The organism is Cytobacillus purgationiresistens (assembly GCF_030813235.1).
Classification (GTDB): domain Bacteria; phylum Bacillota; class Bacilli; order Bacillales; family Cytobacillaceae; genus Cytobacillus; species Cytobacillus purgationiresistens.
This window is the reverse complement of record NZ_JAUSUB010000010.1, coordinates 1-17,532: the sequence shown is the minus strand read 5'-3', so window position 1 is coordinate 17,532 and position 17,532 is coordinate 1. Positions and strand designations below refer to the sequence as shown.

The following is a 17,532-nucleotide window of genomic DNA, read 5'->3' as shown; positions in this document are numbered from 1 at the left end:
TTGTAAGCTACCTCACTCTTTAGTAAAATTATAAAATACAAAATTAGAATATTATAAAAATGATTACAGGGAGGGTCTATGGGACCATTATTGAAGTTGCAAGAAGAAATCAGCAAGGTGATGTCAGGTAAGGACAAGGAAGTTGAACTTTTGACAATCGCCTTATTATTTAATGGGCATGTACTATTAGAGAGTGTACCAGGAACCGGGAAGACGATGCTTGCTAAATCTTTTGCCAAAGCGATAAATGGTAAGTTTTCAAGAGTTCAATTTACACCAGATGTGTTGCCGAGTGATGTAACTGGCATTCAGTTTTTTAATCCGAAAAGACTAGAATTCGAATTGCGTCCTGGGCCAATAGTAGCAAATATAGTGTTGGCAGATGAAATTAATCGTGCTACACCTAGAACTCAATCGAGTTTATTAGAGGTTATGGAAGAACGGCAGGTAACAATTGACGGCCATACGATTGAAGTAAGCGATCCCTTTATGGTCATTGCAACCCAAAACCCAGTTGAGTCGCAGCAAGGAACCTTCCCGTTGCCAGCTGCACAATTGGATCGATTTTTTATAAAATTGGATATGAACTACCCATCCTTGCAAGAGGAAAAGATGATCATTCAAATACATAATAATCTATTAGCAAAACCAGAGGTACAAACTGTAATTGAGCTGGAAGAGCTTCAGGGAATGAAAGAGGCGGTTTTAAGTATTAAAATGAACGATGCCATTGAAAATTACGTACTGGATATTGTAAGGGCTACAAGGGATTATGGAGATATTGAGCTTGGAGTAAGTCCAAGAGGCACGTTAGCTCTAATAAGATCTGCCCAAGGAAAGGCTTATTTTGCCGGTAGAAATTACATGATTCCTGAGGACATTAAGACGATGGTTCCTTATGTTCTTGCCCATAGAATTTATTTATCCACGGAGGCGTCATTAACAAAGCGGGCGGAATTGGTCCTTCAGGAATTGCTTGATACGATTCCGGTTCCAGTTGAATCAGGTCATATCTAATGAATATGTGGAGAAAGGAGATCTTAGAGGATCAATACTTGTCTGTGTCAACAATTATTGCAACTATTCTACTTCTTGCCAGTTTCTATTTTAAATTAACGGTTGTGTTTTTTACAGCTGTTTTCATCCTTTTATTGATTTATGCAAATATGCTTTACCTTAAGAGGGTAGGTGATAAGTTAATATTGATCAATGAAAAAACAAGAACAAAGCTTTTCACCAATGATCGTGGTGAATGGCTTTTAACTTTCGAGAATAGAGGGTTGCCTGTGATGAATGGGGAGCTCAGAATTTTCTATAATGATGTTGTTTCACCTGAAGATAAAAGAATTGAAGAGCGGCAAGCAAATTATGAGATGAATATTCCTTTTTCTATTAATTATAAACAAAGAAAAGAAATTAGGCTTCCCTTTATAGCAAATAAGCGCGGGCTGGCAAAAATACGCAAAATTGAGTTGCATATTCCACATTTCTTCGGATTAGGAGAGGCTATTTTACAATACAAATATTTGACTAAACAAGAGGTGCTTGTGTATCCCGTGACGATTCCAGTTATGAACAAAAAGATAATGAATTCGAATCGTCCAGGTGATAGCCAAGCTTCGCAATCATTATTTGAAGATCATTTGTCTCCTGCAGGCACTAGAAATTACGTTTATTCAGATAGCTTCAATCGTATTCATTGGAAAGCAAGTGCGAGAAACCAACAGCTCCAGACAAAGATATATGACCATACAGCAGAGAAAGGCTGGAATATTTCCTTGAATATCTCAGTCTCTCATTCTGTTTCCAAACAAATGGAGGAGCTCATAAGCAGTGCCGCAGAACTTGCTTATTTTTTTCAAAAGAATGATATTTCTTATTCTATTTGCGTGAACCTTCGTGTGAATAGCAGTACCCCCTTCTTATATATTCCATTTGGAAAAGGGAAAGAGCATCTGCAAAAAGTACTTGAAATGCTGGCGGTTGCCGATCGTCACGGCTCTATTTATCCTTATGATAAAATGCTCTCTTTTTATGCTCGTCATCTACCGCGCCAGCCATATTTTTTACATGGTGGACAGAAACAGCCGAAAGCACAGAACTTGTTGGATAAGATTCAAAAAAATGGCGCTTCCTTATTTCAGCTTCATACGAATAATCAAACAGCGACAATAGGGCAGCTGTCTCTCACTGTAAAGGATGTGCATGCTTAATGAAGAAAGCATGGACTATGTTTTATTTGATTTTTATTGAAGTGATATTTGGCGGTTTGGTCATTTTACCATTTTACCCGCAGATCCTGGCAGAATATTTCATTATTTCTATAAGTGCAGCCATTCTTATCATAATGCTTTTATTAAAGTATCATGATAAAGGTAAAGCGATGTACTTATCTGCTGTATTGCCTATTATCATAGTATATGTCTATTTTTCTCATTTATCATTTGCATTTTTAATGTTGATAGCGGTTCTGATTTTTTGGAGAGGTCTGGTGCACTTTAAAGAATTCCAAAGCAATTCTGCGGGAGCTATGCTGTTAATAACATTGATTGCAGGGGTTGGCCTCTTAATATTTCCTTATGTTAAAACGGAAATGGACATTCAACGGATCGTTCTTTTTATGATTGTACAAAGTATGTTTATCTTAATCGGCAGCTTTTTTATTCGATGGTTGAATGTAAGGGCGGATCATATAGAGAAAAAGCGATATGCTTTGTATTTCTTCACGACTATCGGAGCTATTATCGGAACAGGATTATTAATTGCGGGAAGTGTGAATCTGTTAAAGTGGCTTTTCTTTAAAGTTCTGCAAATGGGCGTTTGGTTAATTTCAACAGTTATTTCTCCTGCCTTTGATATATTCGAAAATCTAGACCTAACTCCTGAGCTCCTAGCACCGGTTCCGGAGGTAGTAGACGAAGAGGAAACTTTGGAGGAATATGTGAAAAGCCTTAATCAAGAGACGTTGCTTGATCCGGCTATCCTATTTTCTATTATTACAATCGTCGCCCTACTTTTGTTTAGTATCTATTTATACCGCCGTCATAATGAAGGTAAAATCGATTTGATAGCCAATGAACAAACTTATCAAATGAGCACATTACATCCTATATTTGATGAATCTGCATTTTTAAATAGGAAAAAATATGTTCCAGAACACAAGGTACGTAAAGAGGTTTACCATTTTGAGCGATTGGCTGAAAAGTTAAAATTAGGAAGAAAACCTCAAGAAACATTTCCCGAATGGATGAATCGGATAGGGCTGCAGAATAATAATCATATAAATGAAATATATGAAAAAGTACGATATGGAAGCTTAAAGGCTGAAATAAGCGAAGAGGCTATATTTTTTAATGGCATGAAAGAGTTAAAAGGTGAAATGAAGGTACTGCATAAAAGGCAAAAGAAAGAGGAGAAAGAGTGGAAAAAAGATAGGGAAAAGGATAGGAATTAAAAAAATTAGTCTATTAAAGTAGATTCATTTATTATTGAAGCCTTTCTTTATGTTATTCTAATGGAAAACATAATAATTTTACATGAAATAAAGGAGAATGATTTAAATGATTGAAAAAGAATTTACAGTTATATCAGATACAGGTATTCATGCGCGTCCTGCAACACAGTTAGTCCAAGCTGCGGGCCGCTTTACTTCAGATGTTCAATTGGAGTATAAAGGGAGAAAAGTGAATTTGAAATCGATCATGGGTGTCATGTCATTGGCAGTTGGAAAAGGTGCAAATATTAAAATATCAACAGAGGGCAATGATCAAGAGGCTGCAATGGAACATTTGCAACAAATGTTAAGTAAGGAAGGTTTAGCAGAATAATGAGCTTTCTTCAAGGGATTGCAGCATCAGATGGAATAGCCATAGCAAAAGCTTTTCGCCTAGAAACTCATCATTTTTCTATAGAGAAAAAAAGAGTGAGGGATAGTGAAGAAGAAAAGAAAAGATTTCATGATGCTTTATTCTCTGCAAAAGGTGAGCTTGAGATGATACGCGACTATGCAGATGAAGAGCTAGGAACGAATCAAGCAGCTATTCTTGATGCTCAGCTCCTTGTTTTAGCTGACCCTGAATTAATTATCGCGGTCGAGGAGAAGATCACCCACCTTCATGTAAACGCTGAGTTTGCTATTATGGAGGAAACAGATCGATTTATCAATATGTTAGAGAGTGTTGATAATATTTATTTGAGAGAACGTGCCGCCGATATTCGTGATATTACGAACAGGATTCAATCTCATCTTTTGGGGATTCCGATACATAACCCGAGTATGATAGCAGAGGAAGTCATTATCATTTCAGATGATTTGACGCCTTCTCATACAGCGCAATTGAATTCACAATTAGTCAAAGGCTTTGTCACTAATATCGGCGGTAAAACCTCACATTCCGCCATTCTTGCCCGTTCAATGAATATCCCTGCAGTGGTTGGTGCAAAAACGGCCTTTCAAGATATTGAAAATGGTGATTGTATCATTTTGGATGGAAATAAAGGCTTAGTACATATTAATCCAACACCAGAAGTGATTGCAGAATATGAAAAGCTGCAGCAATTAGAGAAACAGAACCAATCTAATCTAGATTGGCTCATTCAGGAGAAGACTGTATCTGGTGATGGTCACGCTTTTTCCGTTGTTGGCAATATAGGAAGTGTAGATGAAGCGAGGGAAGTGATCCGCAAGGGCGGAGAAGGCATCGGTCTATTCCGTACAGAGTTCTTATTTATGGAAAAAAAACGGCTGCCTCTAGAAGACGAGCAGTTTGAAGCATATAAGACAGTTCTCCAGGCAATGGAAGGGAAGCCAGTGATTGTTCGTACCATTGATATTGGCGGTGATAAGGAGCTTCCTTATTTACATCTTTCAAAAGAAATGAATCCTTTTCTAGGTTTCAGGGGGATTCGTTTTTGCTTAGGTGAACAAACAATCTTGCGCACACAGTTACGTGCGCTATTACGTGCCAGCGCCTTTGGGAATTTGAAAATCATGTTTCCAATGGTTGCTGTGATTGAGGAATTCCGTCAAGGAAAAGCCATGTTTGAAGAAGAGAAACGAAAGCTAGTTGAAGAAGGAATAACAGTGGGTAACATTGAGTTAGGTATGATGGTTGAAATCCCTTCCACTGCTTTAATGGTTGAATCGTTTGCTAAGGAAGCGGATTTTTTTAGTATAGGCACAAACGATCTCATTCAATATACGCTCGCAGCCGACCGTATGAATGAACAGGTTTCCTATCTTTATCAACCCTATCATCCTGCGATTCTTCGGTTGATAAAAAGAGTGATTGATTACGCACATCAAGAGGGAAAATGGGTAAGTATTTGTGGAGATATGGCTGAGAATAAAGTAGCGATTCCACTGTTAGTTGGAATGGGTTTAGATGAATTTTCAGTTCACTCTTCATCGATTATAAACACGCGTGCCCATATAAGGGATTTGCGGATGCAAGATATTCAGCATATGATCGATAAAGTGTTAAATTTGCCAAATGCAGCAGAGGTTGAACAAGTTCTAGAAAACTTTTTAAATAAAAGTGATTAATTAGGTTTTAAATCAATAAAGTGCGGGTAATTCTACAGTAAGCACTTAAGAAGCCTTAAGTCAGCTAAATCATTCTCATTTTCCCCTTTAAGCTAGCCATTGGCTAGTTTTTTTTTTTGCCTCTTTGCAAACGGGGGATGATTGGCTTACGTCATGTAGTAAATTTAATACTGGATCCGTATAGATTAAAACATGAGAAAAAGTTAAAAATGATATCTTTTCTGGTGCATATTTGTTGATTTTCCAAAAAATAGGTTTAAATCTTTGGATAATAGGAGAAGTTATGGGTAAGGAGGTTTGAATATGAAAGGTAAAAGATTACTTATCCTATGTATCTCTTTATTACTTATTTTGCTCGCAAGCTGTGGGACTGGAGGAAATCAACAGTCAATTGTCAATCGACATGCCGATGCGCTATTAACTAAAACAAACGAATTGCAGTTTAGGTTTAAGCTTAACGAAAAGATTTTATTACAAGATGAAAAATACCAAGTAAGAGTATCTATACATAATCAGGAATTAGCCGATGCCCTTGGGACAAATGAAATCATATACGGAAGTGAAAAAGGCAATACGGCGGAATTCATTGAACCGGTAAAGGATAAAGAAATATTCATTTATATGGAGCCAATTCCTTTGCAAAATGATTTACATGTTTTTGATATTGAGAAGATGATTGTCAATGATGAGGCGGTGTCAGTAGAGCTGTTAAATGATGAGCATGTAGTTGCTAAAGGGTTTTTAACTCATTTCTCATCACAAATATAAAATTAGTACTGATAGACCTTCATACTTAATGTTGGTCTATTTGTTTTGTCATGCTTTCTTTGTTTCATAATTTTGCAGCAGGTATCCTCTCTTTAAAAGTAAAAAAAGAAGTGCTAGAATAAATTGATAGTAATATTCAGATATATTTTGATTGAAGAGGAGAGGAACAGATTGACGAATCAAACAGAAATTGGCTTTATTGGTACAGGTGTCATGGGGAAAAGCATGGCCAGAAACCTGCTAAAGGCAGGCCGTTCGCTTGTTGTTTATTCTCGAACGAAAGAGAAGGCTCAGGATCTTCTTGATGCTGGGGCTGCTTGGGCAGACTCTCCCAAAAGAGTAGCAGAGACGGCGAATATAATCATCACTATTGTTGGCTACCCTTCCGACGTTGAAGAGGTTTACTTAGGAGCAGAGGGATTGGTCGCCAATGCTCGTCCAAATACATATTTAATTGATATGACCACCTCTACACCATCACTTGCTGTGAAAATTGCGGACGCGGCACTTGGAAAAGGCATTCACGCTTTAGATGCACCGGTCTCTGGAGGAGACATTGGAGCAAAAGAAGCGAAATTATCAATTATGGTTGGCGGCAGCAGTGAAGCCTTTGCTGTTGTAGAGCCAATCTTAAAGCATTTAGGAACGAATATTGTTCATCAAGGTAAGGCGGGGTCTGGCCAGCATACAAAAATGTGTAATCAAATTGCCATCGCTTCAAATATGATTGGCGTATGTGAAGCAATCGTTTATGCAGAAAAAGCAGGATTAGATACTAATAAAGTACTCCAAAGTATTTCGTCTGGAGCAGCAGGAAGCTGGTCACTTTCAAATTTAGCACCAAGGATGACTTCTGGAGATTTTGATCCAGGTTTCTACATCAAACATTTTATTAAAGATATGAATATTGCCTTGCAAGAGGCTGAGTCAATGGGGATGACAACGCCTGGCTTATCACTTGCTAAAGAACTTTATGGAAACCTGGCTGAAGCAGGACTAGAGAACAATGGTACACAAGCATTGTATAAATATTGGGATAGATAGTTTTTTTATCAAACCTTTTTACTCTATTAGAAAGCGTAGGTAGACACACACGGGATAAATAAGGTCATGAAACGGATTTACTTCAAAAAGGGTGCTTTATGGATCATGGGCACCCTTTAAATAATAGCTATGGAGTATAAATATAAAATGTCTAGCGCAAGCGTTCTACCCCCACGGGTGGTTTGGGAAATTCTCCTAGAAAGGTAAAGAACACCTTTCCCTAAGGCTCGTCTTATGCTATGTCTTTAGGGTGAGCAATATGTCCCACGCTTTTCTTATTAGATTGATTGTATATATGATTCTATCCGGTCTAAACCATCCTTTAATAAATCCATCGAGTAAGCAAATGAGATTCTAAAATATCCTTCACCATAGGAAGAAAAAGCACTGCCTGGTACGACGGCCACTCCCGATTTTTCAACTAGAGCCAGTGCAAAGTCAAAGGAATTCATGTTTACTGAAGGCATTTTTACAAAGAAATAAAAGGCGCCATCAGGCTTTACAACCTCTAACCCCATGTTTTTTAAACGATCATACACATATTCACGACGGTGCATATACTCTTGCTTCATAGGAATTGCATCATCTATTCCTATGGTTAATGCTTCCAGAGCTGCCATTTGCGATAATGAAGATGCGCATGTGACATTATACTGATGGACTTTTAAAATATGCTTGGCAATGGTTTCTGGAGCGAACAACAGCCCGATCCGCCAGCCGGTCATTGAATGAGATTTTGATAGTCCATTAATGACAATCGTTTGTTCTTTAAGTATAGTAGCGATGGAAGTGTGAGCTTGATCAAAAGCCAGTTCACTATAAATCTCATCTGCTAAAATAAATATTTCTCTTCCTCGAACCAATTGTGCGATATCCTCTAGTTCTTTTTTAGTTAAGCTGACACCAGTTGGATTTGAAGGGTAGGGAAGCACAATGCATCTAGTCTTATTATTTATGTACCGCTCAATCACTTCAGCAGTCATACGAAATTGATTCTTTGTAATGTCGGCATAGACAGGCTTAGCGCCACACAGTGTGACAATGGGTTCATATCCTGGATAAACAGGTCCAGGCAGGATTACTTCACTGTCTTCTTCTAAAATTGTTCTTAAGGTAATATCAATCGCTTCACTTGCTCCAGAAGTGACTATCACCTCTGACTCAGGATTGTACGTTAGCTGATATTTCTTTTTTACAAAGGAACAGGCTGCTTTTCTTAGTCTTAGATCACCGGCATTATGTGTATAACTTGTAAAATTTTCATCAATTGCTCTTTTTCCTGCTTCTTTAACATGATCAGGAGTTGGGAAGTCAGGCTGTCCAATTGTTAGAGAAACCATATCCTTCGTATCAGCCACCATATTAAAAAACTTTCTTATCCCAGAAATCTCAATATGTTTCACTTTTTTATTAATTAAATGTTCCATGTTAGTTCACCTCACTAAAGCATATAGCTTATTTTACAGGAGAAAAACGATGAGTAAAACCCTAATGTGATTTTTCTAACTGAAAAAAGTTCAATTCAGCTTATGTATACCTAAAGGATAATGTCATATGTTTTATCAAAAAAGAAAAAACAAAAGAAGGAATAATAACACCAAAAAGATTTTACATAATTAGAATTATTATGTAAGGCAGGAAATGGTATGATATGTCTATAAACAGAAAAGAAAACATTTGGGAGAGTGGTTTTATGGAGTTAGGAAGGCCAGCGGAAAAAAGCAAATCAAAAATCGGTTCTTTACGATTATATTTCACCTTACCTATTATATCCTGGGCTTTATATGATTTTGCAAATACTATTTTTTCTTCAAACATTAATACGATCTTCTGGCCATTTTATATTAAGGAAGTAGTTGGGTCCAATGAAGTACTAGATCAAATCGCGAGTACATTTATTGCTTATGCAAATGCATTAGCCAGTATTTTTCTAGTAATATTTAGTCCGTTATTTGGCGTTATGATTGACCGTACTGGGAGAAAGAAAAAGTATATTGTGATCTTTACAATTTTCTCTGTATTAGCCACATGTTTGATGGGTGTTTTTGCAATGTCTGGCTTAGATGGCAAGATTTTTGGCATGCCAATCTTTCTTGCGCTCGTTATTCTTTGCTTCATTATTGCAAAATTCTTTTATCATTCTAGTTTAGTATTCTATGATTCAATGATTTCTGATTTTGGAAGTAAAGAGGAGATACCGCTTATATCTGGATTTGGTGTAGCGGTTGGTTATCTTGGCACGCTCGTGGGCTTGAGCGTATATTTATTAGTTATGGATGGCGATTTTCATAAAGCATTTATTCCATCAGCCATATTATTCTTGATTTTTTCTTTACCATTATTTTTCTTTGTTAAGGATAAACCAAAAGAAGTAAAGCAAAAAACTACATTTCTTTCAGGCTATAAGGAGATTTATAAAACCTTTAAGGAAATGAAATCGCATAAGACAATTTTTACATTTATGATTGCTTATTTCTTTCTAAATGATGCCATAGCCACAACGATTGTCATGATGGCACCTTACTCACAAAATATTGTTGGTTTTACTGCAGGTAAATTTATATTATTGTATCTAGTTTCAACGATTTCAAGTATTATCGGGTCATTTATTTTCGGCTATATTACAAAAGCTGTAGGTGCCAATAGAGCGGTAAAATACGTAGGAGTTTTACTAGTAATTGCTTTATTAATTGGAACTTTCGCTGTCAATGAGCTTATGTTTTGGATTGCCGGAAGTATGTTCGGTGTTGCCTTAGGTTCAATGTGGGTAACAACTAGAACATATATTGTAGAATTATCGCCAGTGGATAAGAGAGGGCAGTTTTTTGGTTTATTTGCCTTTTCGGGAAAAGTGTCCTCCATCATCGGCCCATTATTGTACGGAACGATTACTTTGGTGTTTGCTGAACATGGAAACTTAGCAAGTAGACTAGGAATGGGCTCGTTAATCATCCTTACTTTAATTGGTCTAATTGTGCACTCAAGGATTAAGGAAACAGAAGCTGTATAGATTTAACTTCCTACTCGATATTTATAATTTTTCAATTTGATACGATATAACATAAGAGGAAAATAATTCATGTTATATTTATAGTTATAAATAGATAGGAAGGAAGAATGATTAGTGGAAAAAGATAAAGGAATTTTATTAGAGAGTGGTACAAATGAACTTGAAATCGTGGAATTTTGTATGGGGAATAGTAAATTTGGCATCAATGTAAATAAAGTGAGAGAAATTATTAATCCAACTGCCGTTATTCCCATTCCTCATGCACATCCACATGTATTAGGAATCATTGAAATTCGCGGAGAAGTGCTGCCTGTTATTAGTGTGGAAAGAGCTCTTGGCTACCCCAAAGCGGAGCAGCCAGAACTTAACAAATTTGTTGTCACTGAATTTAATAAACAAAAATTTGTTTTTCATGTACATAAAGTAACGCAGATACATCGAATCTCTTGGAGTCAGATAGAACGGCCATCTGAAATGTATCAAGGAACAGATAGTCCAGTTATTGGCATTATAAAGATGGGCAGTGAAATGCTATTGATGTTAGATTTTGAAAAAATAATTACTGATATTAATCCAGCGTCGGGTGTAACGATTGATAAAGTAAAAAGCCTTGGCAAAAGGGAGCGTACTCATAAAAAAATAGTAATTGCTGAAGATTCACCCATGTTAAGGAGATTGTTGAAAGACACTTTAAATGCAGCAGGGTTTTGGAATCTGCAATTTTTTGAAAATGGTAGTGAGTGTTTAGACTACTTAGAATCAATCGTTCAAAAAGAAATTAATTTTGAAAATGAGTTACAGCTCTTAATTACCGATATTGAAATGCCATTAATGGATGGGCATCATTTGACTAAGCGCATAAAAGAACATTCGAAGTTAAACAAACTTCCAGTCATCATTTTTTCTTCTCTCATTACAGATGATCTTCGCCATAAAGGAAAAATGGTTGGTGCTAACGAACAAGTGAGCAAGCCTGAGATTGCAGAACTTGTACTAATGATTGATAAGTATGTCTGAGAATACAAAAAAAGCAAGAGCGTAATCGCTTTTGCTTCTTTTTGTATTCTTTACATTAGTGATTCGTATTAAAAATAACTTTCGCCTAACTTTTTGAATACCGGCTTTTCATATCGTTGTTTTTTTTGATGTGATGAATGGTGCTCCTCTTTCAAACCAATATAGCTCACCAGCAGTTTCTTTGCTTGATTAAGAGAAATTGTAGCCTTTGGATTACGAACCGACTGATCTAAGTTTCCCAAATGAGGAAGCTGAGAAAAATCTTCTTTTGAAGGTGGTAAGTGAAAGGTATAATTACCGCACTTAACTAAAACATCTGACTGCTGCTGACTGTTTTTGGGGTTGCGAGAATAATGAAGACCTATCTTTTTTGCTTTTCCTTCTTTTAATAGTTTTTGAAGGGCATCATGCTTGACTCTATATAAAAATTTAGGATCTGGAGCAGTTTTAGCATGACGGTTAACGGTGAAGATAGCTTGAGAGAGGTTTTCAACCGTTGGATGTAATTGAGGGTATTCATTGCTTTCTGAATTCAATGTGAAATCTCCTTTCGTTTTTTAGAACATTGTATGTTAATTATACCCCTTTTTTGAAAAATACAAAAGTATAACTTTTTCTGAAAGCAGACAAAAGCATCGATTATAATAGGTCAAAATTCATAAAAAAAAGTTCACCGACAAAAAGTTAAGATGAAAGATAGTAACCTCTATTTAAAATTCCATTCAATTTATTTGTATTTTTTATGAAAGAATATCTACCCTTGTTCCGTTCGGGACTATACTGGCTAACTCTAGTACGTCCTTGTTATGCATTCGGATACAGCCGTGTGATACCGCCTTCCCAATTGATGAGGGATTATTTGTACCATGAATACCGTAGCCAGCCTTTGATAAAGAAAGCCACATAACACCGAAAGGGCCTCCAGGATTAGGCTCCCGATTAACGATTATAAATTGACCTTCTGGCGTTCCAGTGAGCATTTTCCCAATTGCAACCGGATATGTTTTTTGTACAATTCCGTTTCTTAATAATGTTAAAGTTCGATTTCCTTTTGATACAATTATTTGATAGGGAATTTGAGTGTGGTCAGTTAAATTTGGTATTAAAATTCTCTGGCCAATATAAATGATAGAGGGGTTTGTAATGGCAGGATTAAAAGATAAAAGCTGGGAAAGAGGGATTCGATAATTTCGGGCTATATCTGTTAATGTTTCACCTCTTTGAATAATATGATACATACAATCAGTCCTTTCTTTACATTGCATAGTGTTATATATGCGATTAAGTATGTGTTTGAAACACAATAAGTGTAAAGAAAGGAAAAAAGAAGGGGCAGAAATGGCCCTGTCTTTTATTGTTGTTCTGATTGCAAGGTAAAGACACTAAGCTCAGGGCGGCAAAGAAAACGGAATGGCAAGCGTGTTGTGCCTATCCCGCGATTTACATATAAGAGAAGCGGATCGGTTTGCCCAATCTCATAAAATCCTTCATAATATCTTTCGCCATAGGGAGGTTTTACTAAGGCACCAATGAATGGGACTTGTATTTGACCACCATGACTATGTCCGCTTAGTTGAAGATTTACATTAAAAGATGAAGCACCGTCAGCAAGATCAGGCGCATGTGAGAGAAAAATATGGTAAGAATCATTTGGAATATCTGCAACCGCTGCCTTTATATCAGGTCTGCCCAGCATGGCATCATCAATTCCCGAAAGATAAATTTTTTCATCCTCATTTTTTATTATTCGACTTTCATTAAGAAGGAGATCAAACCCAGCTTCGTTCATAATGGTTTTATAAATATCAGAACCATATCCACCATGATCATGATTTCCATATATTGAATATTTCCCAATACTTGCTTTAAGTTCGCTTAAGAGAGGGGCAACCATTTCTGTTCTGTTGTATTTATTAGGTTCATCCATTAAATCTCCAGTAAAAATAATGATTTCGGGTTCAAATTCATTAATTTTGTTAATTAACTTTTTTAACTGAGTTAAATCGTAATGAAAACCGAGGTGTATATCACTAAACTGAACAATTTTTATGTTGTGAAAGCTTTTTGGAATGGAAGGGTGCTTAATTGTATGTTGATTGATTTCTAGTAACTTTGGTTCAATATCCCTAGCATAAAAAAATCCGCCTGCACCTGCGGCGATTGCCGTAAAAAGAGACCCAAAGACTCTTTTTATAAATTTTCTTCTTGAGACTTTATTTGTCATAGCTAATACCAGCCAATCTATTAAGATACATTCTTATACTAACAAAATATGTTTAGAAAAAGAAGTAGACACTTATATATATTCTATGAAAAAACACTACAATAATTTCCATAGTGAAGAAAAAATTTAATATAGTACAAATTTACTAGGAATTGATAATTGAATGTAAATCCCTAAAAAAAACAGGGGGAATATGGTATAATTGGTTATCTTATATCAATGAAAAGAATAGAAAATGGGAGTGCCGATTATGGATCCATTGGAGATAATGTCAGATTTAGAAAATGTATTTCCTTATTTTCAGCCAATTTTTAGTGCGGATGAACATAGGATAATTGGATATGAAGTGTTAGCAAGATATAAAGTGGACGAAAAAGTTGAAAGTTTAGGACCATTTTTCTTAGATGATTCAATCCCTGAAGATTACAGAATGGAAGTGGATGATGTCATCTTAATTAAAGCATTGGAGAAAGCATTGACACTCGATCCGGATGTTTTACTTTTTATTAATCGAGATGCAGATCTCTTGGTGAATCAGGATAGTGAACATTTATTGGGAATTCTTTTAGAGTTTGAAAAAAAAGGGATATCACTTGATCGAATTGTTATTGAGATTTCTCAGCGGTTCCCATATGGAGATTTTAGTCATCTTGATCATTTTATTAATTATTACCGTACATATGGAATTAAAATCGCTATTGATAATTTAGGTAAGGAAAGCAGCTATCTAGATCGAATTGGTCAATTGTCACCCAATATATTAAAAATTGATTTACAGGCGTTGCGTTCATCGGCTGTAAACCATAATTACCAGGAAATTCTCTATTCTCTTTCGATGCTAGCGAGAAAAATTGGAGCGACTTTACTATTTGAAAATATCGAGATGGAATATCAGCTGCAATTTGCATGGAGAAACGGTGGCCGCTATTACCAAGGTGCTTATTTAAATGGTCCGGAAGAGGAGTTTGTGGAACGAGATATTTTAAAACAGAAGCTGAAGGATAAATGTCATCAATTCATCTCATATGAAAAGAGAAAATTATCGTCTTTATATATGATCACGGAAAGGTTCAATGATACAATGACAGACTTTCTTATTAAAAACAGAAAATCATCAGAATCTCAAAATTTTCTACCAGCCCTCTCCCAGGCACTTGATGATGCAGCCTTTAGATTATATATTTGCAATGATAATGGGTTCCAGCTATCACCTAATATTTTTAAAGGGAGCGGACAATGGGTCGTGCAAAATGAATACCTCGATAAAAATTGGAGCTGGAGACCGTACTTTTTAGAAAATATTATGAGGATGAAGAATAATAAAAAAGGGATTTTATCCGATTTATATACTGATATTGAAACGGGAGAATCCATTCGCACCTTTTCTTATCCTCTGAATGAAACCGATTATTTATTCGTGGACCTGGCCTATCACTTTCTTTATGAGCATGATGCATTACTGTAATTGTTTAAAGGCAATATCACCCAGCATATTTCATTCCTTCATGTGTAATTATAAGCGTAGCAGTCATTGCAAAAGGAGTGAAGTATAATGAGTGGTTGGTTAATCGTCCCTCTAATTATAGTATTAGCCATACTTGCTTTTTCATTTTTTTCAACCAAAGGTCTAATGAAGGAAAAAACAGGCAGCAAAGAAATGGACTCATCTCTTCCTGAGGATGTCCAGGATAAGCCTTATTTAGCTAATCCAATATTTTTAGCTTATGGTATCTTCTTTGTCCTTCTCATCGTCTTGACACTATTTTTTGTCTTTTCATAAAAAAGTGACTCTTTTTGGGTCACTTTTTTTATTTGGTGCTTAGAATTTTAGCTTAATCTGATATTATTTGACATTCAATACAGTTTTTAGTCTTTCTAAATCAAAACCTGTAATCACTTGATCGTCAATGATGATTGTAGGGGTGGAATAAGATTGATAGGTCTCTGTCAGTTCTTTATGAGCTTTTTTATCTGTTTTTATATTTTTTAATTCAAACTCGAAGCCGTATTCTGTGAGAAATTTTTTAGTGATTTCACAAGGCGGGCACTCAGGCTGAGTGTATACAGTGATTTTTTGCATGGATTTTCCTCCTAATGTAGCCATTTTTCCTAAGAATGACTTTAATTTGTTTTTGAAAATAAAGGCGAAGTTTGAAAAAAAATCTAGGTTATTTTCAGCTTTTACTTGTGTAATGATATCACATTAATTTATCCTGTTAATATTGGTATGTAAAAAAACTCAATTTAAATTCATTCATTTTGTTAAGTTTGGATAGAAACATGCCTAAAGAGAAACCTATATATCAGTATATGGTTTGTTTGGAAAGGAGAGAAAGTATGTCACAACTTCAAGGCATTTTAACTAGATTAAAAAATCTTCAGGAACAATCTAATGGCAGTGAGCCGATGCAAAGATTTTTCGAGGTGAATGGCGAAAGAAAATGCCAAGTTACCTATCATCCGAAAAATGAAACGTTCGAATTGGAAGTTTACAATGATAAAGAAAAGCCAAAACGTTTCCAATTCGATAACATTGATATGATTACCATCGAAGTGTTCGATCTAATTCAGTAAGCCATAACTAATATAGGAGCCTTTGAAGGCTCCTTTTTTGTTTGGTTCTAATAATGAAACCACTTCGCTTTCCCCGTTCTTTCTCTATATTTCGCAAGAAGCTCAATCAACTCCTTTTTATAAAATCATTGAAGATGGGAAAAATAATTGCCAAGAGGTGATTCGATGATGATTCCAATGGTCATATGTCCTAACTGTCGAGAGGAAGCTGAATTAAACAACGTCATAACAGCACAATCAAATCAAAATATCATATTTGAATGCCCGAAATGTCATTATATTTGCAGGGATATTGAAACAAGTAAAGGTTAGTTTGTTGTTTAAAAGAAGACAGTGTACTGAAAACTATGATAAAATCATTAGGGATACAAATCATTAAATTTGAGGGGTTTTCAGTATGATCAGTCTCCATAGCGATGAATTTTTAGAAATAAATATTAAAGATTTACTTATTCCGTCAGAACGGGTTGCCCATGTACAAATTGGAAATAATTTGGAGCATACATTATTGGTATTAACTAAAAGTGGATATACAGCTATTCCTGTCTTAGATCCACACTATAAGCTCCATGGTTTAATTAGCACACCAATGATTATGGAATCTATTCTGGGACTGCAAAGAATTGAATTTGAACAGTTGGACGAAAAAAAGGTAGAAAATTTTATGAATCCTGAAATTCCAAGGCTGAATGTGAATACTTCTCTGCTTAATTCCATTAGTTTGCTTGTTGATCATCCATTTATTTGTGTTGAAGATGAGGAAGGCTATTTTGAAGGAATATTAACGAGAAGGTCGTTATTAGTTCAGGTTCAAAGACATCTGCATCAGAAGAAGAAAAAGGATTAATTTGAGCTCCCAAATAAATGGGGGCTCGATTTATTTGTAAAAGTTGTTTGGTTAAGTAAGGGGAGGGACTTGATTTCTTAAGTTCTGATAACCAAAAAGGGCAAAGACCCGTCTTTCCGGTTATCCCGTCTAAAGCTTGTCGCCACAGGTCAAGCCACCTCCACATTTGAGTAGTCTAGTTGCGGTGGCTAGGGGCTCGAGGTCTTAAGTCGTGATACCCAAAAAGGCAAAGACCGCCTTTCCGGTTATCCCGTCTAAAGCTTGTCGCCACAGGTCAAGCCATCTCCACATTTGAGTAGTCCAGTTGCGGTGGCTAGGGGCTCGAGGTCTTAAGTCGTGATACCCAAAAAGGCAAAGACCGCCTTTCTGGTTATCCCGTCTAAAGCTTGTCGCCCTTGGTCAAGCCACCTCCACATTTGAGTAGTCCAGTTGCGGTGGCTAGGGGCTCGAGGTCTTAAGTCGTGATACCCAAAAAGGCAAAGACCGCCTTTCTGGTTATCCCG

The 17,532-nt window shown here is 36.1% G+C and carries 18 protein-coding genes; 13 read left to right on the top strand and 5 right to left on the bottom strand.

All coding sequences use genetic code 11. From position 1 onward, the window contains the following. The first annotated feature begins 78 nt into the window (after window positions 1-78). The 7 genes from J2S17_RS12500 (at window position 79) to J2S17_RS12470 (ending at window position 7,357) form a co-directional block, all read left to right on the top strand. On the top strand, window positions 79-1,017 hold the full coding sequence (locus J2S17_RS12500) for an AAA family ATPase (RefSeq protein ID WP_307475303.1): 939 nt from the start codon (window positions 79-81) through the stop codon (window positions 1,015-1,017). Then, a complete protein-coding gene (locus tag J2S17_RS12495; protein WP_307475302.1) occupies window positions 1,017-2,213 on the top strand; it encodes a DUF58 domain-containing protein in 1,197 nt (398 codons plus the stop codon). Before J2S17_RS12500 ends, J2S17_RS12495 begins: the two co-directional genes overlap by 1 nt. Beyond that, complete coding sequence (locus J2S17_RS12490; RefSeq protein WP_307475300.1) at window positions 2,213-3,454, top strand: hypothetical protein; 1,242 nt, start codon at window positions 2,213-2,215, stop codon at window positions 3,452-3,454. The genes J2S17_RS12495 and J2S17_RS12490 overlap by 1 nt, the downstream gene beginning before the upstream one ends. Before the next feature lie 106 nt (window positions 3,455-3,560). Continuing rightward, window positions 3,561-3,827 (top strand): phosphocarrier protein HPr, encoded by a 267-nt coding sequence (locus tag J2S17_RS12485; protein WP_307475298.1) that lies wholly within the window; start codon window positions 3,561-3,563, stop codon window positions 3,825-3,827. Beyond that, entirely contained in the window at window positions 3,827-5,545 is a 1,719-nt protein-coding gene (gene ptsP, locus J2S17_RS12480) for a phosphoenolpyruvate--protein phosphotransferase (protein ID WP_307475297.1), read from the top strand. Before J2S17_RS12485 ends, ptsP begins: the two co-directional genes overlap by 1 nt. Window positions 5,546-5,848: 303 nt before the next feature. Continuing rightward, complete coding sequence (locus J2S17_RS12475) at window positions 5,849-6,313, top strand: hypothetical protein (RefSeq protein ID WP_307475295.1); 465 nt, start codon at window positions 5,849-5,851, stop codon at window positions 6,311-6,313. 171 nt (window positions 6,314-6,484) lie between these two features. Beyond that, a complete protein-coding gene (locus J2S17_RS12470; RefSeq protein WP_307475293.1) occupies window positions 6,485-7,357 on the top strand; it encodes an NAD(P)-dependent oxidoreductase in 873 nt (290 codons plus the stop codon). Window positions 7,358-7,635: 278 nt separating this feature from the next. On the opposite strand, the gene J2S17_RS12465 is transcribed toward J2S17_RS12470, so the two are convergent. After that, entirely contained in the window at window positions 7,636-8,784 is a 1,149-nt protein-coding gene (locus J2S17_RS12465; protein WP_307475291.1) for an aminotransferase A, read from the bottom strand. 266 nt (window positions 8,785-9,050) lie between these two features. Here J2S17_RS12465 and J2S17_RS12460 point away from each other — a divergent pair, with 266 nt between their 5' ends. After that, window positions 9,051-10,367 carry an MFS transporter gene (locus tag J2S17_RS12460; protein ID WP_307475289.1) on the top strand — a complete coding sequence of 439 codons (1,317 nt, stop codon included), beginning with the start codon at window positions 9,051-9,053 and terminating at the stop codon, window positions 10,365-10,367. A gap of 114 nt (window positions 10,368-10,481) precedes the next feature. After that, complete coding sequence (locus J2S17_RS12455; RefSeq protein ID WP_307475287.1) at window positions 10,482-11,384, top strand: chemotaxis protein; 903 nt, start codon at window positions 10,482-10,484, stop codon at window positions 11,382-11,384. Window positions 11,385-11,452: 68 nt separating this feature from the next. Here J2S17_RS12455 and J2S17_RS12450 read toward each other — a convergent pair whose 3' ends face one another. The 3 genes from J2S17_RS12450 to J2S17_RS12440 form a co-directional block, all read right to left on the bottom strand. Next, a complete protein-coding gene (locus J2S17_RS12450; RefSeq protein ID WP_307475285.1) occupies window positions 11,453-11,920 on the bottom strand; it encodes a YkyB family protein in 468 nt (155 codons plus the stop codon). Window positions 11,921-12,124: 204 nt separating this feature from the next. Beyond that, window positions 12,125-12,622: a L,D-transpeptidase family protein gene (locus J2S17_RS12445; protein ID WP_307475283.1), complete on the bottom strand. Its 498-nt coding sequence runs from the start codon at window positions 12,620-12,622 to the stop codon at window positions 12,125-12,127. A 113-nt stretch (window positions 12,623-12,735) separates the two neighbouring features. Continuing rightward, window positions 12,736-13,608, bottom strand: a complete 873-nt coding sequence (locus J2S17_RS12440; RefSeq protein WP_307475281.1) for a metallophosphoesterase — start codon at window positions 13,606-13,608, stop codon at window positions 12,736-12,738. 250 nt (window positions 13,609-13,858) lie between these two features. On the opposite strand from J2S17_RS12440, the gene J2S17_RS12435 reads away from it, so the two are divergent. Further along, window positions 13,859-15,073, top strand: coding sequence for an EAL domain-containing protein (locus tag J2S17_RS12435; RefSeq protein ID WP_307475279.1), 1,215 nt, complete (start codon window positions 13,859-13,861; stop codon window positions 15,071-15,073). Between the two features lie 87 nt (window positions 15,074-15,160). After that, the gene (locus tag J2S17_RS12430; protein WP_307475277.1) at window positions 15,161-15,388 is read left to right on the top strand and encodes a hypothetical protein; all 228 of its coding nucleotides are present in this window, start codon (window positions 15,161-15,163) and stop codon (window positions 15,386-15,388) included. 63 nt (window positions 15,389-15,451) lie between these two features. On the opposite strand, the gene J2S17_RS12425 is transcribed toward J2S17_RS12430, so the two are convergent. Continuing rightward, on the bottom strand, window positions 15,452-15,688 hold the full coding sequence (locus tag J2S17_RS12425) for a glutaredoxin family protein (RefSeq protein WP_307475275.1): 237 nt from the start codon (window positions 15,686-15,688) through the stop codon (window positions 15,452-15,454). A 257-nt stretch (window positions 15,689-15,945) separates the two neighbouring features. Between J2S17_RS12425 and J2S17_RS12420 the strand changes: the two genes are divergently transcribed. Next, the gene (locus tag J2S17_RS12420; protein ID WP_307475273.1) at window positions 15,946-16,182 is read left to right on the top strand and encodes a YkuJ family protein; all 237 of its coding nucleotides are present in this window, start codon (window positions 15,946-15,948) and stop codon (window positions 16,180-16,182) included. 397 nt (window positions 16,183-16,579) lie between these two features. Beyond that, window positions 16,580-17,029 (top strand): cyclic-di-AMP-binding protein CbpB, encoded by a 450-nt coding sequence (gene cbpB, locus J2S17_RS12415; RefSeq protein ID WP_307475271.1) that lies wholly within the window; start codon window positions 16,580-16,582, stop codon window positions 17,027-17,029. Window positions 17,030-17,532 lie beyond the last annotated feature (503 nt).

What these genes read in the sequence shown, in the direction of transcription:
- ptsP (WP_307475297.1), top strand. Translation starts at nt 3,827, where the DNA reads ATGAGCTTTCTTCAAGGGATTGCAGCATCAGATGGAATAGCCATAGCA.
- J2S17_RS12495 (WP_307475302.1), top strand. Translation starts at nt 1,017, where the DNA reads ATGAATATGTGGAGAAAGGAGATCTTAGAGGATCAATACTTGTCTGTG.
- J2S17_RS12420 (WP_307475273.1), top strand. Translation starts at nt 15,946, where the DNA reads ATGTCACAACTTCAAGGCATTTTAACTAGATTAAAAAATCTTCAGGAA.
- J2S17_RS12440 (WP_307475281.1), bottom strand. Translation starts at nt 13,608, where the DNA reads ATGACAAATAAAGTCTCAAGAAGAAAATTTATAAAAAGAGTCTTTGGG.
- J2S17_RS12500 (WP_307475303.1), top strand. Translation starts at nt 79, where the DNA reads ATGGGACCATTATTGAAGTTGCAAGAAGAAATCAGCAAGGTGATGTCA.
- J2S17_RS12465 (WP_307475291.1), bottom strand. Translation starts at nt 8,784, where the DNA reads ATGGAACATTTAATTAATAAAAAAGTGAAACATATTGAGATTTCTGGG.
- J2S17_RS12475 (WP_307475295.1), top strand. Translation starts at nt 5,849, where the DNA reads ATGAAAGGTAAAAGATTACTTATCCTATGTATCTCTTTATTACTTATT.
- J2S17_RS12490 (WP_307475300.1), top strand. Translation starts at nt 2,213, where the DNA reads ATGAAGAAAGCATGGACTATGTTTTATTTGATTTTTATTGAAGTGATA.
- J2S17_RS12445 (WP_307475283.1), bottom strand. Translation starts at nt 12,622, where the DNA reads ATGTATCATATTATTCAAAGAGGTGAAACATTAACAGATATAGCCCGA.
- J2S17_RS12435 (WP_307475279.1), top strand. Translation starts at nt 13,859, where the DNA reads ATGGATCCATTGGAGATAATGTCAGATTTAGAAAATGTATTTCCTTAT.
- J2S17_RS12485 (WP_307475298.1), top strand. Translation starts at nt 3,561, where the DNA reads ATGATTGAAAAAGAATTTACAGTTATATCAGATACAGGTATTCATGCG.
- J2S17_RS12425 (WP_307475275.1), bottom strand. Translation starts at nt 15,688, where the DNA reads ATGCAAAAAATCACTGTATACACTCAGCCTGAGTGCCCGCCTTGTGAA.
- J2S17_RS12460 (WP_307475289.1), top strand. Translation starts at nt 9,051, where the DNA reads ATGGAGTTAGGAAGGCCAGCGGAAAAAAGCAAATCAAAAATCGGTTCT.
- cbpB (WP_307475271.1), top strand. Translation starts at nt 16,580, where the DNA reads ATGATCAGTCTCCATAGCGATGAATTTTTAGAAATAAATATTAAAGAT.
- J2S17_RS12430 (WP_307475277.1), top strand. Translation starts at nt 15,161, where the DNA reads ATGAGTGGTTGGTTAATCGTCCCTCTAATTATAGTATTAGCCATACTT.